Raw genomic sequence first — 18,717 nt, forward strand, 5'->3', positions numbered from 1 at the left:
AAAATCATGATTAGAATTCCTTTCCTATGATAGCTATATTTTATCAAATTTAAAAAGGGAAAACCTATCGTTGCTAACTTGCAACACTTTTTTGCTATAAACCGTTGCAAGTTAGCAACTTTTCATATAGGTGTGTTTGAAGTGATATAATTATTTTGTAAGTTAGTTCGGAATGACTTACAATAAACAAAGTAAGGATTAGATTTTAGTTTTATATGTATCTGATTCATTACTTATTTTTGAAACATTCATAGTTTAATGCGCAAGGTTATGATTGTCGGAAAGGAAAGAGCGATGAAAACATCACATATTGTGAAGGTGAAAGTAAGCGCACCAATAGCGGTTACAACTTCAACTAAAATTGCCGCTATGGCGAGTGCTTCAGAACGTTAATGTCAAACTTTTCCGCTTCGATTTATAAAAAGATTGAAGTGGATTTTTATTATGCGTAAGGAGAATACGTGAAAAATTTAATGACTAATAAGAATTTGCAAGTTCATTTAACTAAAGAGGAACATTTATTTATTTCTGTAGTCGGTACTGATGGTATCGAATATAAGGATAATATTGATTTTTATTTGAATTTATTAAAAATAGTTCAAATAACCCCAGAAGTGAGTAACTATCAAAAATTATTAAGGGAAAATGGCTTTGATATTGATTTAGATGATCTGAACGATTTGCTACAATTGTGGCTTGATTTAAACATTTTAAAGTTACAAGAAGATTGTGAAAAGAAGTTAGTGGATTTAAATTTTGAAAAATATGATAGACAAATAAAAAATTTTGGAACATTACCGGGACTAACAGAACAAGACGGTATAGAATTTCAAAAGAAAATAAGCGCCTCATCTATCGGTGTTTTAGGGATTGGAGGGGTTGGTTCATATATTGTTCAAGGACTTGCTTCTATGGGGATAGGTAAATTAAAAATAGTTGATGGTGATATTATAGAGTTAAGTAACACTTCTAGGCAGATTTTGTATCGTGAGCATGACATTGGAAAAAGCAAGGTGCTTGTAGCAAAAGAGCAAGTAGCTTTAATATCGCCTAAAACGGAGGTAGAAGTTTTAAATACTTTTATTGATTATGCAAATATAGATGAAGTGTCTCTCTTTTTTGAGGGTATTGATTTTTTGATATTGGCAGCTGATACACCAAGAGGTGAAATAGAATATATAACAGATAGACTTGCAGTTAGGAATCAAGTACCTTGGCTAACATTTGCTCCATTTGGATTTAGTAAAATATTTTTAGGTCCATTAATTATTCCGAATAAAACAAAAACTTTAAAGGAGTTAATTCCTCAGAATAATTTTATTGAAAATAGTAAATTGATAAAAGAAATTAATGATAATTTTTATTCTACAATTATGGATCCTTACAATGGAATGGCAGCAAAAATGGCATTGATTGAAGTGGTTAAATTTATTACAGGATACGGAAATGTTTCAGTTATTAACAAAAGAATTTTAATTGATACTAGCACTTGGGAAATTGAGCATTATGATTTGGAAAATTGATTACAAAGAAGAAATAACAGCGGAATATGTATCATATCTCTATAACCTATTAAGAACGCATATAATGGGAACGTATTCCGATGCTAAATTAATATTAATGCAAACCAAAGCCAAACAATTTACAAATGATTACTCTCTTAAAAAAACATTAGGGGAGTATTTAAGCTTTTTGATAACAACAGATTCGGATATAAAAACAATGAAAAGGGATTTGGATAAGTGTCTAATGGGTGAAGAAAAAATAAAAGAGCTGCAGGAATTTACAGAAATAGGATATTTTCTGAACAAAAATAAAAATTTATTATTCATTGGTAAAGAGTTTGAGTTAGAATTTATGGAAATAACATTATCTAGAAAAATTAAAAATAATTTATTAATTATCGGACAACCTGGTACAGGAAAAACGACTTTGGTTTCACAATATAATAAGCAAACCGATAAACGCATATTCGTAGTAGAAATGGGGAAAATCATTTCAAATACAAAATATCGTGGAGAATTTGAGAATAAACTCATTAAGCTGATAGAATATTCTCGGGAAGAACGCATCATTCTATTTATAGACGAAATCCATATTATATTTTCAAGTGGAAAAGTAGATGGGGGGCTTTCAGCGGCAGATATTTTAAAACCTTACTTGACTGATTCTGAGTTAATTATTATTGGTACAACAACGATAGAAGAATTTAAGATTATGATGTCTGATAAGGCAATTGAAAGAAGATTTAATTTGCTAACTCTTGGTAACATGGAGAATTCTGTTTTACGAAATTTGTATCAAGAGTTATTATCATCATTTGGAATTACCACTCTTACTTTAGAAAATTTTGAGGATATTCAAAAAGCTTTAGATAAAGTATCAAATCGAAATTATCCAGATAAATTAATTGATTTTATTGATTTATATGAAGCTATAGAAAAATTTAATGGTAGAACAACGATAAACGAAGTAATTCAAAGAGGTTTCTATGAATTCAAATAAAAAACTATCTATGAAAATTGCAATAACTTATTTACTTTTTGTTGCTTTATTAACTCTATTTAGATCTGGCGTATCAGGCATATTATCTCTTTACTATGTGGAAAAGGGTATGGAAAATCATGCTATCAGTAGTATAAAATCATTTCAAAATATTGGTATTTTAGTAGGTTTACTTCCTGCGGGTTTTTTAGCAGATAGAATTGGCAGATTAAAAGTATTGATGTTTTCTAGCTGGGTAATGGCAACGAGTTTTGTGGTGATGTTAATATCTAATTCTCAATTAAATTTTTCTTTAGCTGAAATGTTGTATGGTATTGGATTGGCGTTGAATTCGGGTATATTGATTGCTTATATTAGTGATTTACAATTGGAAAAAAATGTTTTTTTATCTAATCAAACAATAGGTCGTAGAACAACGGTGCTAAATATTTCAACATTAATCGGAGGGAATATTGGAACCTTTTTGTTTGCTAGAAATTATAATTTACCACTGTATTTTTCGATTACTGGTTTATTTTTATATCCGATAATCATTTTGGGGTGGACTCACTTAATGGAATTTAAGGATAATAGCTCAATTAATTCTTTAAAAAAAACGAACTTTTATAAAAAAGATAAATTTTCAATTAATAAGCTATTGTTACATGTTTCAATTATCAATTTAATTTTTGAGATAGGAATTCAATTCATCATGGTTTATTGGTCGATATATTTTGTTCAAAAGTTAAATTTTAATTTATCAATTATATATACTTTAATGTTACTTTCAGTTATTTTTGGAAATGAAATTTACGTTTTAGGAAGTAAAAAGCGTTCTAATCATATGCTTGTTGTAATATCAGCTTTTTTGATGACAATATCAACTATTTTGATTGGTATACTTGAAAATAAAATTGGAAGTTTGATATTTTTTATTTTATTTGAATTATGTACAGGGATTTTTACAAATGCAGTTCATGTTTTACAAAACCAAGCACTTTTAAATCAAGAGAAAAAATCAAAAACATTATCTAGTATAGATTTTTTCACAGAGATTATTATTATAATTTCTTTGCAGTTTATTAACGTATCAATAGAATTTTTAGGTGTTAAAATAATGTTTGTTATAAGTGGCTGTTTATTTGCTACGATAATAGTGAAAGAAAAATTAAACTTAAAGGGTAGGAAAATAAAAAATGGTATATGATGAAAATAGTAAGTATTTGGCAAAAGATACAGCTGAAAATTATGAAAAATATTTACCGAAATATTATTTTTTTGATGATGAAATTAGAGAGTATGTTGAGGAAACTGTTGTAGTTGAAAATAAACTTTCTAGAGAGAGTTTTAATTCGGTATTGGAGTTTGGGGTTGGTTCTGGTCGTATAACAGAATTATTGATGCCTATATCAAAAAAATATAAAGGTATTGATATAAGTGATAGCATGATAAAGAGGATTAATCGACGTTTTCCTGTAGAAAAAAGTCAATTTGAAGTTTTTGATATTAATGAATTCATTAATCAAAATATAGACGGTTTGAGACAATATGATTTTATTGGGAGTTATTGGGCTTTTAATTACGCTATTTTAAGTTTTTTCGAGTATCGGGATTTATCTACTGGAAAAACATATGCAATAGACAATTTAACTGAGGCAGAAGAGAAGGCAAAAGAACAAATAACAAAATTATTTTCTAATTTAAGTAAAGGAACAAAATTTTTGTTTCTTTACTTTGATGCGTATTCCGTTGAACAATCATATGTGACAAGCGTTTTAGAACAAAGTTTACCATTTCCTTATAATGACAGAGGATTTACTTTCAGGTTATTTAAAAAAATTTTACATCAGTTAGAGAGCGTTAAGTTTGTTCATGAACATAAAAGTGGATTTGTTATTTTAGATGATGATGAACATTTGATAGAGTACTTTAAAAATTTACATTTGAAAGGATATTTAGATAGTGATGAATCTATTGAATTGCTGATGAATACTTTTAGAGCTTATAAGTATGAAGATGGACATTATGAAATTCCTGCAGGAATGAATATTATTTCTGGTAATATCACGATATAAATTAAATTATTTAAAGAAAAAAGACAGCTGAAAATATTCTAAGAATAAAAATTACTTCTCTAAAATGTGTCAAAAAATAGATTTTGGTGAGGCAAAAATTTTAAAATAAAAAATACCGTAGCTTGTCAGAACCGGCTACGGTATTTTTGGATTGGTTTGGTTTAGTAATTCACAATCGTGTATCTTTTTTTACCACGACGGATGACGGTTAATTCATTTTCAAGTTTATCCGCATCGCTCAAGACATAATCAAGTTCAGTTTGACGGTCACCGTTGAGGTAAATGGCGCCATTGGTGATGTCTTCACGCGCTTGACGGCGACTTGGGGAAATTTTCGCATCCACGAGTAGATTGACAAAATTGCCATCGAAATCAGGCGCGACTGTAAAGTTTGCGACATCAGATAAACCAGCCTTGATGTCTTTGACTGATAAGTCTTTGATATTGCCCGCAAAGAGTTGTTGAGAAATATTGACCGCCTGCTCATAAGCAGCCTCACCGTGAACCAAAGTCACGACTTCTTTAGCCAATGTTTTCTGAGCCAAGCGCTCGTGCGGTGCGACCTCAAAGGCTTTGGCAATGTCGTCAATCTCGTCAAGAGATAAGAAAGTAAAGATTTTCAGGAATCTGACGGCATCAGCATCAGCGATATTGAGCCAAAATTGGTAGAACTCATATGGCGAGGTTTTATCGGCATCAAGCCAGACAGCATTGCCCTCAGACTTGCCGAATTTTTTACCGGTTGAATCCGTAATCAGCGGAACTGTAATGACATGGGTTTCGTTTCCTGACTTTTTACGGATTAAATCAGTTCCCGCTACCATGTTCCCCCATTGGTCAGAACCACCGATTTGGAGGGTAACGCCCTTGTTCTCATTGAGTTGATAGAAATCATAGCCTTGAAGGATTTGGTAAGCAAACTCAGTATAAGAAATCCCAGTTTCAATCCGTTTTTTGACCGATTCCTTGCTCATCATGTAGTTGATGGTGTAGTATTTGCCGACATCGCGCAAGAATTCGAGGACGTTCATGTTGGCGAACCAGTCGTAGTTATTGACGACGATAGCAGCATTATCGCCTTCAAAACTTAGAAAACGTGAGAGCTGTTGCTTGATTGATTCCGACCATTGCGCCACGGTATCGGTGGTTTGGAGTGAGCGCTCGGCATCCTTAAATGATGGATCGCCAATCATCCCAGTTGCCCCGCCAACGAGCGCCACAGGGTGATGCCCCGCAAGTTGGAGGCGGCGCATATTCAGGATAGGCACCAAGTGTCCTAAATGCAGTGAATCCGCAGTCGGGTCATAGCCTGTATAGAAGCTAACAGAAGTTTCCGTCAAGGCTTTGATTAAAGCCGTTTCATCTGTCGTTTGAAAAATCAAACCACGTGCTTTGAGTTCTTCGAAGATATTCATGTTTAATCGTCCTTACTTTGAACTAAATTTTTAGAAATTAACTCTATTATATCAAAAAAATCAAGATATTTTAAGGCATGAGGCGATGATTTGACGATTTAAATGCTGCCTGATAAGCATCTGAAATGTCTAACCTTACATTGAGCTTACGAAAGTGTAAGGCAAAGCTGCCAGAATATGGTGTATAATTTCAATATCGTCAAGGCACACAACAATGTGTTGTTACCTTTAAATGAAGTAAATAGGAGAAAATAATATGTCTATCCTCAAAAGAGGTTTCACATCATTTGATTTAAAACTTATCGGCATTAGCTTAATGGTCTTTGACCATGTCCACCAAATGTTTTATTTTGAAGGGATTCCGCTGTGGTTTACCATGCTAGGGCGATTAGTCGCACCGATTTTTTTGTTTTTAAGTGCAGAAGGCTTTCATTATACCCGTAATCGCAAAAAATATATGCTGAATTTATTAATTGGTTTTTGGATTTGTCAGGTTTTGTTCATGGTTATCCCAGGTATCTTGCCAAATCCTAAGGTGGAGCTGATTAATACAATCTTTGGCACTTTATTTTTAGGTTTATGTGCCATGTGGGTCTATGATGGCTTTTTCGGAAAAGTCAAATACATCGGTAAGGCAGTTTTAGGATTGCTGTTTCTCGTCGTGACACCTTTCGTGACTTTGTTTGTGATGGCCAGTCAAGATATGCCGTTTATCATCAAACAAATTTTTATCTTTTTTATCCCCAATGTCATCACTGTTGAAGGTGGTCCTATTTTTATCCTACTTGCTTTGTTATTTCATATCTTTAGAGAGAAAAAATTGGGTGCTTATTTAGCGCTTGCGCTTGTCAGCCTCTTTATTTTTATTTCAAATCCACATCAGGAGCAATGGATGATGGTCTTTTCACTTATCCCAATCATTTTGTATAACGGTCAAGAAGGCAAAAAAGAGAAATGGCTTTTCTATATTTTTTATCCGCTGCACATCTTGGTCTTGTATCTTGTATCAACCTTATTTTTCCTATAAATCGTGTGTAGAAAAAGATGAAAGCCCCATATACAAAGGCTTACAGGCATATAGTAGTAGGTAAAAGAAAAGAGTTATGATATAATGAAACTATGACTAAAGAATTTTCTGATAAGGAACGTGAAGCCTTGCAGCGTCGTATCGAAGCTAAAAAGGCGAAGCGGAATGAAAAAAATAACAAGAAAAAAAGTCCCTCAGATGGTAAAACCATTTTAGAGACGATTTTTATGGTTGTGAGAGGTTTGGCAATTGTTTTTGCGACGATTGTGAGTCTCGGGATTATTTTTGGGGCTGCGACAGGAACAGGTTATTTGGTCAGTCTGATTTCAGATGTTAAGGTTCCTTCAAGCAAAGTCTTGACTGAAAAAATCAATACCATCCACGAAGCATCTGTGATGACTTACAGCAATGGTCAACCGATTTCTGACATTTCGAGTGATTTAATCAGAACAAAAGTCGCAAGTGATCAGATTGCCAAAACGGTCAAAGATGCCTTGATTGCGACAGAGGACGAGAATTTTGAACACCATAATGGTGTCGTGCCGAAAGCCTTTCTGAGAGCGATTTTGGGCGAGACGATGGGCGGTTCATCTTCAGGTGGCTCAACGCTGACTCAGCAATTAATCAAGCAACAAGTCCTTGGTGATTCGCCGACTTTTAAGCGAAAAGCGACTGAAATGGTCTATGCTTTGGAGCTTGAAAAACACGCCACTAAGGATCAAATTTTAACGGATTACCTCAATGTTTCACCTTTTGGTCGCAATAATAAAGGTCAAAATATCGCTGGTGTGGAAGAGGCAGCGCGGGGGATTTTCGGAAAAGCAGCTAAGGATTTGACGATTCCAGAAGCGGCATTTATCGCCGGTTTACCGCAAAGTCCGATTGTTTACACGCCTTATGGTGCAGATGGTCAGCTCAAATCTAAGGAAAATATGCAGTATGGTTTAGCGCGACAAAAAGATGTCCTTTTTAATCTTTATCGCAATGGCTATATCTCTCAAAAAGAATATGATGCCTATAAAGCTTATGATATTTCGACAGAGTTTATCGCGCCAGCGACACCTGAAACAACCAGCCATGGATATCTTTATCACGTGGTCTACAATGAAGCCTTTGATAAAATCTATGATTATTTGATTAAGACGGATAAGGTTTCTGAGGCTGATCAAGGCAACGATGTGATCAAAGAGACCTATCAAAAAATGGCTGAGCAAAAATTGCAACAAGGCGGTTATACGATTACAGCAACCATTGACCAAGGGATTTATCAGGCCATGCAGTCGGCAGTCGCCAATTATGGTTATCTGCTGCAAGATGGGACGGGTGAAAATCAGACGGGTAATGTTTTGATGGATAATAAAACGGGTGCTGTGCTTGGTTTTGTTGGCGGTTTGGACTATAATGCCAACCAAAACAACCATGCTTTTGACACGCACCGTGATCCGGGATCTTCTATCAAGCCAATCGTAGCTTATGGTCCGGCGATTGATATGGGCTTGATGGGTAGCGCAAGTCGCTTATCTAACTACCCGACGAAGTTCTCAAGTGGTGAGCCTATCATGCATGATACCTCAGCTGGGACGCAAGAAATGATGACCTTGCAGGATGCGCTGGATACATCTTGGAATATTCCGGCTTACTGGACTTACCAGACCATTCTTAAAGATGGTTTGAGTGTTAAGCCGTATATGACTAAGATGGGCTACAAGGTTTCTGACTATTCGATTGAGTCCTTGCCTTTAGGTGGTGGTTTGGATCCAACGGTTGTGCAGCATACCAATGGCTACCAAGCCTTGCTCAATGGCGGTCAATACGAGCCTTACTACGTTGTCGATAGTATCAAAGATAGCAACGGTAAGGAAGTTTATAAACACCAAAGTCAACCGGTACAAGTTTATTCAAAAGCAACTTCATCAATCATGGCAGAGCTTTTAAAAGGGCCGATTAAGTCGCAGAAAACAACGACATTTTACGGTCAGCTGTCTGGTCTGAATCCGACACTTGCTGGGGCAGACTGGGTCGGTAAAACGGGGACATCGAATGACTTTAAAGACGTTTGGTTAATGGTTGCAACACCATCAGTAACGTTGAGTTCGTGGGCTGGTCATGATAATAATACCCCGATGGCTGCGATGACAGGTTATACTAATAACTCGCAGTATATGGCACAATTAGCCAATAGTATTTATCAAGCTAATCCAGCAGTCTTTGGCATTGAGCAACGGTTTGCGCTCGATCCGTCAGTGACGAAGTCAACGGTCTTAGTCTCGACTGGCGAAAAACCAGGGGCGTTCACAGGTGGTAATTATACCAACTTCACACTGTCTGGACCGACGACGACCTCTTACTGGGCTAAATCGGAAGGCGCACCAACGACACAGTATAAATTTGCGATTGGGGGTAGCGATAGCGATTATGCTAATGCTTGGACACAAATTTTAGGTAATAAAGCGAATAATAATACAACTCCTCCTACCAGCAGCAACCCTCCGACTAGCAGTAGTAGTTCAGATGATGCTAATAAGAAAAAACAATAAGTGATTAAAAACCGCAAATGGCACAGCCGTTCGCGGTTTTTTTCTTTTGACTTCTAAACATTTGGTGAACTGAATTGAGCTTATAGATCTACACGGTATTCAGAGTACAAATTCTGGACTTCTCTTCGTCTCGTGACATCAAGTTTCATGAAAATATTATGGATATGACTTTTGACAGTGCCCATTGATATAAAAAGTTCGCTGCTAATCTCGAGGTTGCTTTTATTTTCCAAGAGCAGCATCAAAACTTCTATTTCACGCGACGTCATGCTGTAAGTATGGGCAAATTTTCGTTGTTTGGCAATTGACAGACTTTCAGCTGGACATGCGTCGTCTAACACATTTCCCGCAAAGACTGGTTGAATCAAGTCCTTCGTGAGATAGCCAATCGCAATACTCGCATAAATGATGGCTAATAGATCTTCACTGATACTCCGATTTGTCATGTGGACTTGATCTAATGCGTAACTATCATGGAAAAAGATGACAATGGTATCTTCAATGATAATAACAACGGTCATGATAATGGTAATGATCAGTAATTTTCTAAATAAATCGGAATTACTAATTTGAATGTCAATATGAGAAGCATTTTTTTCATATTCTTCTTGGTTCATATTTTTTAAAACGTACAGACCATAAGTAGCCAGTATAATCCTTACAATTTCTGAGGTGAAATAGAAAATCCAGACCTTAAAAGCGTTGTTTGGCAGCATGGGTACAAATAAAAGGACAGTTGTTTGCGCAATCACCAAGAGATATTGCCAAGTTTGAATTTTAGCTTGTAAGGCGGCGTCTAAAATAAGGACTAAGAAGACAGAGTGTGCCACCAGAAGAATGGTTTTAGGCGAGGGTGTTGTCATGAAAATTTGATCAAACCCATCTGAAAACCAAGGAATTTGTTCGGTTAAGTAAATCAAAATATTGTTAATGATTAAAAAAACAAATAAAAAAGTGATGGTGAGGAAAAATGGTCGTTTTTTCTGAAGATAGGTAATGATACCAAGTGTTGCGACGACAGTAAAAAGGATAAAAAGTCCAATGTTATAAATGATAAGTAGAATATCCATATTCACGCTCCCCCTCGATTAAATATGTTCTAACTCTAGTTGAATTATAACAAAAAAACGCTTACATAACAAGTTTGAAAACGCTGTCAATAAAAGGAGTTTAGGCATTTCAATCAAAAAGGTATAGAAAAGTTTAGATGAAAATAAGCCCGAAAGTTGGATAGAAGCTGATAGTAAACTCCTTGCTTTAAGTTTAAACTGAGCTTGTCAAACAAACTAAAATTTTAAACATGGAGGACAGACACATGTCGAAAAAAGATTTTATTACAACTGAAGATTTTACCAAAGCAGAATTATGGGAAATCTTACAATTATCACTTGCCATTAAAAGAAGTATCAAAGCTGGCTTTTACCCACCATTACTTAAGAATAAATCACTTGGCATGATTTTCCAACAATCATCAACTCGAACACGTATTTCATTTGAAACGGCCATGACCCAACTCGGGGGCCATGCCCAATATTTAGCACCGGGTCAAATTCAACTCGGTGGTCACGAAACATTAGAAGATACTGCTAGGGTTGTTTCTAGATTGGTGGATATTGTCATGGCACGTGTTGACCGGCATGCTAATGTAGCTGATTTGGCAAAATATGCAACAATTCCTGTCATTAATGGCATGTCTGATTACAACCATCCAACACAAGAAATGGGTGATGTTTGTACCATGTTAGAGCATTTACCAGAAGGTAAGAAACTGGAAGATTGTAAAGTTGTTTTTGTCGGTGATGCGACACAAGTTTGCTTCTCATTGGCTTTAATTACAACCAAATTAGGTATGCGTTTTGCTCAATTTGGTCCTAAAGGCTTCCAGTTAAATGAAGAGCACCAAGCTAAACTAGATGAAATTTGTCAAGTTTCTGGTGGTTCTTATGTCATTACAGAGGACGAAAGCGAAGGCTTGGCTGATGCCGATTTCGTCTACACAGATGTTTGGTATGGTCTCTACGATGCCGAATTATCCGAAGAAGAACGAATGGGTATTTTCTATCCGAAATATCAAGTGACAGATCGGATGATGAAGAAAGCCAATCCTTGGGCAAAATTCATGCACTGTTTACCTGCGAGTCGTGGCGAAGAAGTGGTGGATGAAGTTATTGATTCAGATTATTCGATTGTCTTTGATGAAGCAGAAAATAGATTGTCTTCTATTCGAGGGTTACTCGTTTATTTCTATCAGCAACATGCTGCCAAAACAAGCGTAAGTGAACAAGAAAAGGCGACTGCTAAAGCTGATTTGGAAAAATTCTTAGGTTTAGCACTCTAAATGACCGGCAGTTGAGCATTTTGCTTTAAATCAAAGCATAGCTCAGCGCCTTACTGGAGGAAACAGATATGAGTGATATAAAACCAAAAAAGAAATTTAAACTATTTTCCGCCATACTAACAGTTATCTGTGTGGTATTTGTTGCTGAAGCAGCGGCACCTGTCGCAGCTATCGGTAATTCGCAATACTTCTGGTGGATTTTCCTGATGATTACTTTCCTACTCCCTTATGGCTTAATCGCTTCAGAACTTGGAACGACCTATGAAGGTGAGGGCGGTATCTATGATTGGGTAACCAAAGCTTTCGGACATCGCATGGGCGCACGTACAGCTTGGTATTACTGGATTAACTTCCCTTTGTGGATGGCATCGCTTGCCGTGATTTGCCCTGAGCTGATTCGCATCGTGACGAGTCAAACACCCAATACCCTAGTCTCCCTTTTGATAGAGCTTGTCTTTATCTGGGTGATTGTCTTCATTAGCTTTTATTCCGTTAGTGACAGCATATGGATTCTCAATGGTGCGGCATTTATCAAAGTCTTTCTAGCGCTGCTTGTTGGTTGTCTCGGTATTTATGTTGCAGTGACGCAAGGTGTTGCCAACGAATACACACTTGCATCCCTCTTGCCTAGCTTTGACATGAAATCCCTGTCCTTTATCTCGGTCATTTTGTTCAATTTCTTAGGCTTTGAAGTTGTATGTACCTTCGCGCCGGATATGGAAAACCCCAAGAGACAAATTCCACTTGCCATTATCACAGGTGGGCTTGTGATTGCTGCGATTTATATCTTCTCGGCATTTGGGATAGGCGTTGCTATTCCAACCGATAAGATTAGCACAAGTAGCGGTTTGATTGATAGTATTCAACTCATGCTTGGCAATTCTGGGGGCATACTAGTGGCGATTGTGGCCTTCCTGTTCTTACTTACCTTGTTTGGGAACATGGTCTCATGGTCGCTAGGGGTTAATAACACTGCTTGCTACGCAGCTGAAAATGGGGATATGCCAGCTGTTTTTGCCAAGAGAAATGCCAAAACAGACATGCCGACTGGTGCAGCGGTTATGAATGGCGTTGTTGCATCAGCTATCGTCATCATCGCACCACTTTTACCAAATGAAGATTTATTCTGGAGTTTCTTCGCCTTGAATCTGGTCATGTTCCTCTTATCCTATATTCCCATTTTCCCAGCATTCTTGAAACTTCGTAAAATTGATCCGGATACAGAAAGACCGTTCAAAGTTGGTGGTGGTAAAGGCTTCCATTATCTATTGGTTACCTTGCCCATTATTTTGATCGTCACATCGCTTATCTTTATCGCCGTCCCGTTTGATTTCAGCCCAGAAACCTTGGGTGAAGTCTTACCGATTACGATTGGGTCGATTATTTGTCTCATTGTCGGTGAACTTATCATTACTGTTAAAAAAATAAAAAAATAGCATATTTTTTGTAAAAGGAGAAAAATATCATGGCTAAAAGAATAATTGGAACAACACCTAAAGCAGACGGTTTTAGAATGCCGGCAGAATTTGAACCACAAGAACAGGTTTGGATGATTTGGCCAGAACGCCCAGATAATTGGCGTGATGGCGCGAAACCTGCCCAAAAATCATTTGCCAATGTGGCGAAAGCTATCAGCCGTTTCACAAAAATGACTGTCTTAGTCTCACAAGCCCAATATGCTAACTGTCGTGAACAGTTGCCTGATACCATTCGCGTGATTGAAATGTCAAATAATGATGCTTGGGTGCGTGATTGTGGGCCAACTTTTGTGATCAATGATAAAGGTGAAATTCGTGCTAATGACTGGGATTTCAATGCTTGGGGTGGTTTGGTTGATGGGCTCTATTTTCCATGGGATCAAGATGAATTAGTGGCTCGAAAAGTGACGGAGCTTGAAGGGGTTGATACTTATAAAACATCGGGCTTCGTGCTCGAGGGTGGTTCAATTCATGTTGACGGTCAAGGCACTGTTTTGACAACTGAAATGTGTTTGCTCAGTGAAGGTAGAAATCCACAGATGAGTAAGAGCGAAATTGAACAAATGCTTTGTGACCATCTCAACTGTGAAAAAGTCCTATGGCTAAAAGATGGCATTGATCCAGACGAAACTAATGGTCACATTGATGATGTAGCGTGCTTCGTTGCACCGGGCGAAGTGGCCTGTATCTATACTGATGATACCAACAGTCCTTTCTATACTGAAGCTCAAGCTGCCTATCAAACATTGTCAGCAATGACAGATGCCAAAGGGCGTGCGCTTAGAGTTCACAAACTCTGCTGTCCTAAAAATGCCATTACGATTAAAGGGAATTTCGCCATTGACACGGTAGAAGGCACGCTGCCACGGGAAGACGGTGATATTTGTATTACCTCATATATGAACTTCTTGATTACAAATGGTGGTGTGATTGTGCCACAATATGGCGATGAAAATGATGCGTTAGCGCTTGAGCAAGTCCAAGCCATGTTCCCAGATAAGGAAATTGTGGGTGTGGATACGCTCGAAATTGTCTACGGCGGCGGCAACATTCACTGTGTCACACAACAACAACCTAAAAGATAAGACTGACAGAAATAAAACGAGAGCGTTATGAAAACGTCAGGAGAAGAAATATGTCCATCATGAAGAAATTAAAAATCATTGTTGTCACATTCGCCGTCATCTTTTCTGTGAGTGCCTGTGGCACGACGACTAAAGAAAATGCGACCAAACCGAGCCAATCCAATGTTGCGAAAGAGAAATCTAAAAGTACGTCTTATCATCAACCGGATACAGACGCCTTGATTGCAATCGTTGAAAAAGATCCAGAGCTCAAAACCATGCTAATGGATGCCATTGCAGAAGGGAAAAAAATCAATCCTAATAAGGATAAAAATCCGGCACAAACATTGGATGAATTTTATAGTTTTATCGACTGGGCAACCTTAGCTTTGCCTTGGAATATCAATTATAATAATGATAAACAGCCAAGCTTATTTAGAAGTATTGACCAGAGTTTGAATTACTTCTATTTTCTAGCAGATATTGAATTACCACAGCTAGCAGATAAAGGCTACTATAGAGCTTGTTTAGAATACTATCCACCCTATTCTGAATGGCTGGTTAAATTCACCAAAAATTGGGGTAAATATTTGAGTCAACCCGCATCTTGGAATGATCAATACCTGCAAAGAGCCAAGAATGATGAAAATTTTGGCTTACAAAATGATTGGTATGAAGAGGCGTCAAATTGGCATTCATTCAATGACTTCTTTGCCAGAAAACTAAAGGATCCAAGTGTGAGACCGATTTCGAATCCTGATGATGATTCGATTTTGACAGCGCCAGCTGATAGTGAAGCACAAGGTCTGTGGCAAATCAATGACAAATCAGAGATTATGAATAGTAGTGACCAAGTTGATTCTGAAAATGGCGACAAGATGGTTGTGAAATCTAAAGGCTACAATTCTATTCCTCAAATCTTGCACGACAGTAAATATGCCAATACATTTGCAAACGGCAGCGTGACACATACTTTCTTAAACGTTCAGGACTATCATCGTTATCATTTCCCGATTTCAGGAAAAATATTGGAAATGAAAACAGTGATGGAGCAGGATGCGATTGGTGGGCTAACCTATTGGGATTCAAAACTTCAACGTTATATGCTCTCAAGTACCAATCCTAACTGGGAATCAATTGAGACGAGACAGTATATGATTATTGACAATCCAACTTTTGGCAAAATTGCCCTAGTTCCAGTTGGTATGTCACAAATTAGTTCAGTTAATTTTGAAAAAAATCTAAAAGTTGGGGACACCGTTAAAAAAGGTGATCCACTTGGCTACTTCTTATTTGGTGGCAGTGACTATATGATGATTTTTGAAAAAGGCGTTAAGCTAGACATTACGATTCCAAAAACAGATGGCGAATATTATGACCATGTTTTAATGGGAGAAAAATACGGTAAACTTACTAAGGAATAAGGAAATCTAAGCCGTCATAAATTGACAGTAAGGCACTAGTAAAAAGGGCAGAACAAGCTAAAAACGACAAGTTTTGTGCTTGCTCTGCTTACTTTTTCTCCCTCGTTTAGACGGTAGTGTTTAGCATAGGTCAAGTTTCAAAATTTCATAAAATGAAATCGCAGAAAGCCTTTGAGCGGTCGAAGCTCGCGAATGCCCCCGTTTGGACGGAGCGCAGCGTAGGTCAAGTTTCAAGGTTTCATAAAATGAAATCGCAGAAAGGAAAAAAATTATGAAAAGAATCGTCATCGCCCTCGGTGGGAATGCTCTCGGCAATAATCCCAAAGAACAGCTTGAACATGTCAATCAAGCAGCGCCAGCAATGGTCAATCTCATCAAACTCGGCTATGAGATTATCATCAGCCATGGCAATGGCCCTCAGGTTGGCATGTTAGAAAAAGCAATCAATATGTCAGCAAATTTGGATAGCTCAATCCCACATGTGCAATTACCGGAATGTACAGCCATGAGTCAAGGTTATATTGGCTACCATTTGCAGAACGCTATTCTAAGAGAATTGAGAAAACAAGGCATGCCATGGAATGTGGCAACGGTTGTCACGCAAGTTGAGGTTGCAGCTGACGATCCAGCCTTTCAAAATCCAACCAAACCAATCGGCAGTTTTTATACCCAAGAAGATGCCGAGAAGATGATTTCAGAAAATCCATCTTTGGTTTATCGAGAAGATTCAGGTCGTGGCTATCGTCAGATGGTTGCTTCACCCAAACCGATTGACATTGTGGAAAGTAAATCTATTCTTAATCTGCTAGATAATGAATTTATCGTCATCGCTTGTGGTGGTGGTGGTATTCCTGTTGTCAAACATGGCGATGGGGACTATGAAGGTGCGCTAGCAGTCATTGATAAAGATATTTCGTCAGCGAAATTAGCCGAGCTGGTTGAGGCAGACTACTTCTTTATCTTGACCGCAGTTGATCGTGTTGCCATTCGCTTTGGGCAACTAGACCAATTAGATTTGGACACATTAACAGTAGCACAAGCTAAAGTCTATGCTGAACAAGGTGAATTTGCGCCGGGCAGTATGCTCCCTAAAATTGAGGCAGCGATTGAATTTGCCTCATCTCAAAAAGGTCGAAAAGCAGTCATTGCCTCACTTGAAAATGCACCATTGGTCTTTGATGGCAAAAGTGGCACGATTATTACCTTATAAATCAAGGAAAAAGCTCCAATTTCAAAAGTGAAATTGGAGCTTTTTTGTCAACCTTAATCGTGATTATCTTGTTCTGTGATTTCCCCATGAGCAACTTCAAAAACCGTCATTTTATCGGGCAAATGTTGGAGGTGATCTAGCGTCGTTGTTGTGATAAAGGTCTGTGTTTTACCGATAACCAGAGCCAATAAATCGAGCTGTCTTTGATTATCGAGTTCACTCATGACATCATCTAAGAGTAAAACAGGATACTCTCCCGTTTCTTGATAAATCAATTCAATCTCAGCTAATTTGACAGATAGCGCAGTCGTGCGTTGCTGACCTTGAGAGCCAAAATTTGACACATTAATGGCATTGATTAAAAACTGTAAATCATCACGATGCGGCCCGACAGAAGTTTGCGACCGAAATTTATCTTTGTCACGCGCTTGTTTCAACTCGGCTGCAAAGTCGGTCTTGACATTTTGGGCATAAACGATGCTTAATTTTTCTTGACCATGGCTGAGATGATGATGTAACTCAGCCGAAATTTCGGTCAGACTGGTGATAAATTGCCTGCGATGGGTCATGACTTTTTCACCATATTCGACCAGCTGATCGTCTAAAACGTCCAAAAAATCGGGGTCAATTTTAGCTGCATCGAATTTGAGATAGCTGTTGCGCTCTTTGAGCGTTTTATTATAGCGCATCAAATCGTAAAGATAGACTGGGCGAATCTGTCCGATTTCCATATCAATAAACCGTCTGCGAACACTAGGCGCGCCCTTGATAATCGCCAAATCCTCAGGTGCAAACATGATGACATTGAGATGACCGATATAATCAGCCAGTCGATTTTCCTTGAGGTGGTTGACTTTGGCAATTCGACCCTTTGGTGTCAAAGTAATCTCAAGTGGCACCGTTGTATTTTTTTTGAGGATTGTGCCTGAAACCGACATCTCTTTTTGCTGCCAAGCAATCAATTCACGGTCGGCGTGTGTTCTGTGGCTACGGGTCAATGCCAGAAAATAAATGCTCTCAGCAATATTGGTCTTGCCTTGCGCATTTTGCCCGACAAAAATATTGAGATGAGGATGAAACTTGAGATCGAGATGGCTATAATTTCGGAAGTTGTTGAGATGTAACTCGGAAATAATCATAGGGGTTTATTTAGCACCAGGAAATTTTGGTTTGCTTGTTTTGCGTTTATAGTATTGCTCTTTATTGTTAGCAGCTGATTTTTGACGCATTTCCGTTTTTTTATTATCAGCGTTGATTTTTTTGACAATGGCTTTAACACGCGCTTCTTCATCAAGTTCAGCCTGATGCTCAGCAATTTCTTCAGCTGTCGCTGCGATAATGTCAATTTTCAGTCCAAATTCTGGGAATTCTAGCACATCGCCGTCGAAAAGTTTTTTACCGCGTCTATTTTCATAGTTACCATTGTACAAAACGTCGTGGGTCTCGAGGAAATGCTTGGCTGCGCCGCCAGTTTCGATAATGGCTGCCTCTTTGAGCAACTTGCCGAGGGTAATAAAGTCATCGTATATCGTATAAGTATTCATACCTCATTTTAACATAATTTGAGGTGGGATAGGTGCGCAACCCGAATCTTTCGTGAAATGGTGTGATCAGTTGACAGAAAATGCAAAAAAAAGCTGGTGATAATGGCAATTTCTGTGTTTG

15 protein-coding genes are annotated in these 18,717 nt (G+C 37.7%); 11 read left to right on the forward strand and 4 right to left on the reverse strand.

The genetic code is table 11. The features are described from left to right. Positions 1-461: 461 nt before the first annotated feature. The 4 genes from RsY01_RS09140 to RsY01_RS09155 are packed head-to-tail and all read left to right on the forward strand — an operon-like array spanning position 462 to position 4,559. Entirely contained in the window at positions 462-1,523 is a 1,062-nt protein-coding gene (locus RsY01_RS09140) for a HesA/MoeB/ThiF family protein (protein WP_238594971.1), read from the forward strand. Then, entirely contained in the window at positions 1,507-2,505 is a 999-nt protein-coding gene (locus tag RsY01_RS09145) for an AAA family ATPase (RefSeq protein WP_094785237.1), read from the forward strand. Before RsY01_RS09140 ends, RsY01_RS09145 begins: the two co-directional genes overlap by 17 nt. Next, positions 2,492-3,691 carry an MFS transporter gene (locus tag RsY01_RS09150; RefSeq protein ID WP_094785238.1) on the forward strand — a complete coding sequence of 400 codons (1,200 nt, stop codon included), beginning with the start codon at positions 2,492-2,494 and terminating at the stop codon, positions 3,689-3,691. Before RsY01_RS09145 ends, RsY01_RS09150 begins: the two co-directional genes overlap by 14 nt. After that, positions 3,681-4,559 carry a methyltransferase domain-containing protein gene (locus tag RsY01_RS09155; RefSeq protein WP_094785239.1) on the forward strand — a complete coding sequence of 293 codons (879 nt, stop codon included), beginning with the start codon at positions 3,681-3,683 and terminating at the stop codon, positions 4,557-4,559. Before RsY01_RS09150 ends, RsY01_RS09155 begins: the two co-directional genes overlap by 11 nt. Before the next feature lie 161 nt (positions 4,560-4,720). On the opposite strand, the gene tyrS is transcribed toward RsY01_RS09155, so the two are convergent. Then, positions 4,721-5,974: a tyrosine--tRNA ligase gene (gene tyrS / locus RsY01_RS09160; RefSeq protein WP_094785240.1), complete on the reverse strand. Its 1,254-nt coding sequence runs from the start codon at positions 5,972-5,974 to the stop codon at positions 4,721-4,723. A 256-nt stretch (positions 5,975-6,230) separates the two neighbouring features. Here tyrS and RsY01_RS09165 point away from each other — a divergent pair, with 256 nt between their 5' ends. Both RsY01_RS09165 and RsY01_RS09170 read left to right on the forward strand, forming a co-directional pair. Continuing rightward, positions 6,231-7,001: a TraX family protein gene (locus RsY01_RS09165; protein ID WP_094785241.1), complete on the forward strand. Its 771-nt coding sequence runs from the start codon at positions 6,231-6,233 to the stop codon at positions 6,999-7,001. Between the two features lie 92 nt (positions 7,002-7,093). Continuing rightward, positions 7,094-9,538 (forward strand): transglycosylase domain-containing protein, encoded by a 2,445-nt coding sequence (locus RsY01_RS09170; RefSeq protein WP_094785242.1) that lies wholly within the window; start codon positions 7,094-7,096, stop codon positions 9,536-9,538. Positions 9,539-9,618: 80 nt separating this feature from the next. Here the strand turns inward: RsY01_RS09170 and RsY01_RS09175 are convergent, their stop codons facing one another. Beyond that, the gene (locus tag RsY01_RS09175; protein WP_094785243.1) at positions 9,619-10,608 is read right to left on the reverse strand and encodes a helix-turn-helix transcriptional regulator; all 990 of its coding nucleotides are present in this window, start codon (positions 10,606-10,608) and stop codon (positions 9,619-9,621) included. A gap of 245 nt (positions 10,609-10,853) precedes the next feature. Here RsY01_RS09175 and ptcA point away from each other — a divergent pair, with 245 nt between their 5' ends. The 5 genes from ptcA (at position 10,854) to arcC (ending at position 17,052) form a co-directional block, all read left to right on the forward strand. Continuing rightward, positions 10,854-11,876 carry a putrescine carbamoyltransferase gene (ptcA, locus tag RsY01_RS09180; RefSeq protein ID WP_094785244.1) on the forward strand — a complete coding sequence of 341 codons (1,023 nt, stop codon included), beginning with the start codon at positions 10,854-10,856 and terminating at the stop codon, positions 11,874-11,876. A gap of 77 nt (positions 11,877-11,953) precedes the next feature. Beyond that, a complete protein-coding gene (locus RsY01_RS09185) occupies positions 11,954-13,312 on the forward strand; it encodes an APC family permease (protein ID WP_094785350.1) in 1,359 nt (452 codons plus the stop codon). Positions 13,313-13,341: 29 nt separating this feature from the next. Continuing rightward, positions 13,342-14,439: an agmatine deiminase gene (gene aguA / locus RsY01_RS09190; RefSeq protein ID WP_094785245.1), complete on the forward strand. Its 1,098-nt coding sequence runs from the start codon at positions 13,342-13,344 to the stop codon at positions 14,437-14,439. Between the two features lie 59 nt (positions 14,440-14,498). Then, a complete protein-coding gene (locus RsY01_RS09195) occupies positions 14,499-15,842 on the forward strand; it encodes a phosphatidylserine decarboxylase (protein WP_094785351.1) in 1,344 nt (447 codons plus the stop codon). Positions 15,843-16,113: 271 nt separating this feature from the next. Next, positions 16,114-17,052 carry a carbamate kinase gene (gene arcC, locus RsY01_RS09200; protein WP_094785246.1) on the forward strand — a complete coding sequence of 313 codons (939 nt, stop codon included), beginning with the start codon at positions 16,114-16,116 and terminating at the stop codon, positions 17,050-17,052. 53 nt (positions 17,053-17,105) lie between these two features. Here arcC and recF read toward each other — a convergent pair whose 3' ends face one another. Both recF and RsY01_RS09210 read right to left on the reverse strand, forming a co-directional pair. Further along, positions 17,106-18,191, reverse strand: a complete 1,086-nt coding sequence (gene recF, locus RsY01_RS09205) for a DNA replication/repair protein RecF (RefSeq protein WP_094785247.1) — start codon at positions 18,189-18,191, stop codon at positions 17,106-17,108. 6 nt (positions 18,192-18,197) lie between these two features. After that, positions 18,198-18,596 carry an RNA-binding S4 domain-containing protein gene (locus tag RsY01_RS09210; protein WP_094785248.1) on the reverse strand — a complete coding sequence of 133 codons (399 nt, stop codon included), beginning with the start codon at positions 18,594-18,596 and terminating at the stop codon, positions 18,198-18,200. Between the last annotated feature and the right edge of the window lie 121 nt (positions 18,597-18,717).

The organism is Pseudolactococcus reticulitermitis, from assembly GCF_002260845.1.
GTDB classification, from domain to species: Bacteria; Bacillota; Bacilli; order Lactobacillales; family Streptococcaceae; genus Pseudolactococcus; species Pseudolactococcus reticulitermitis.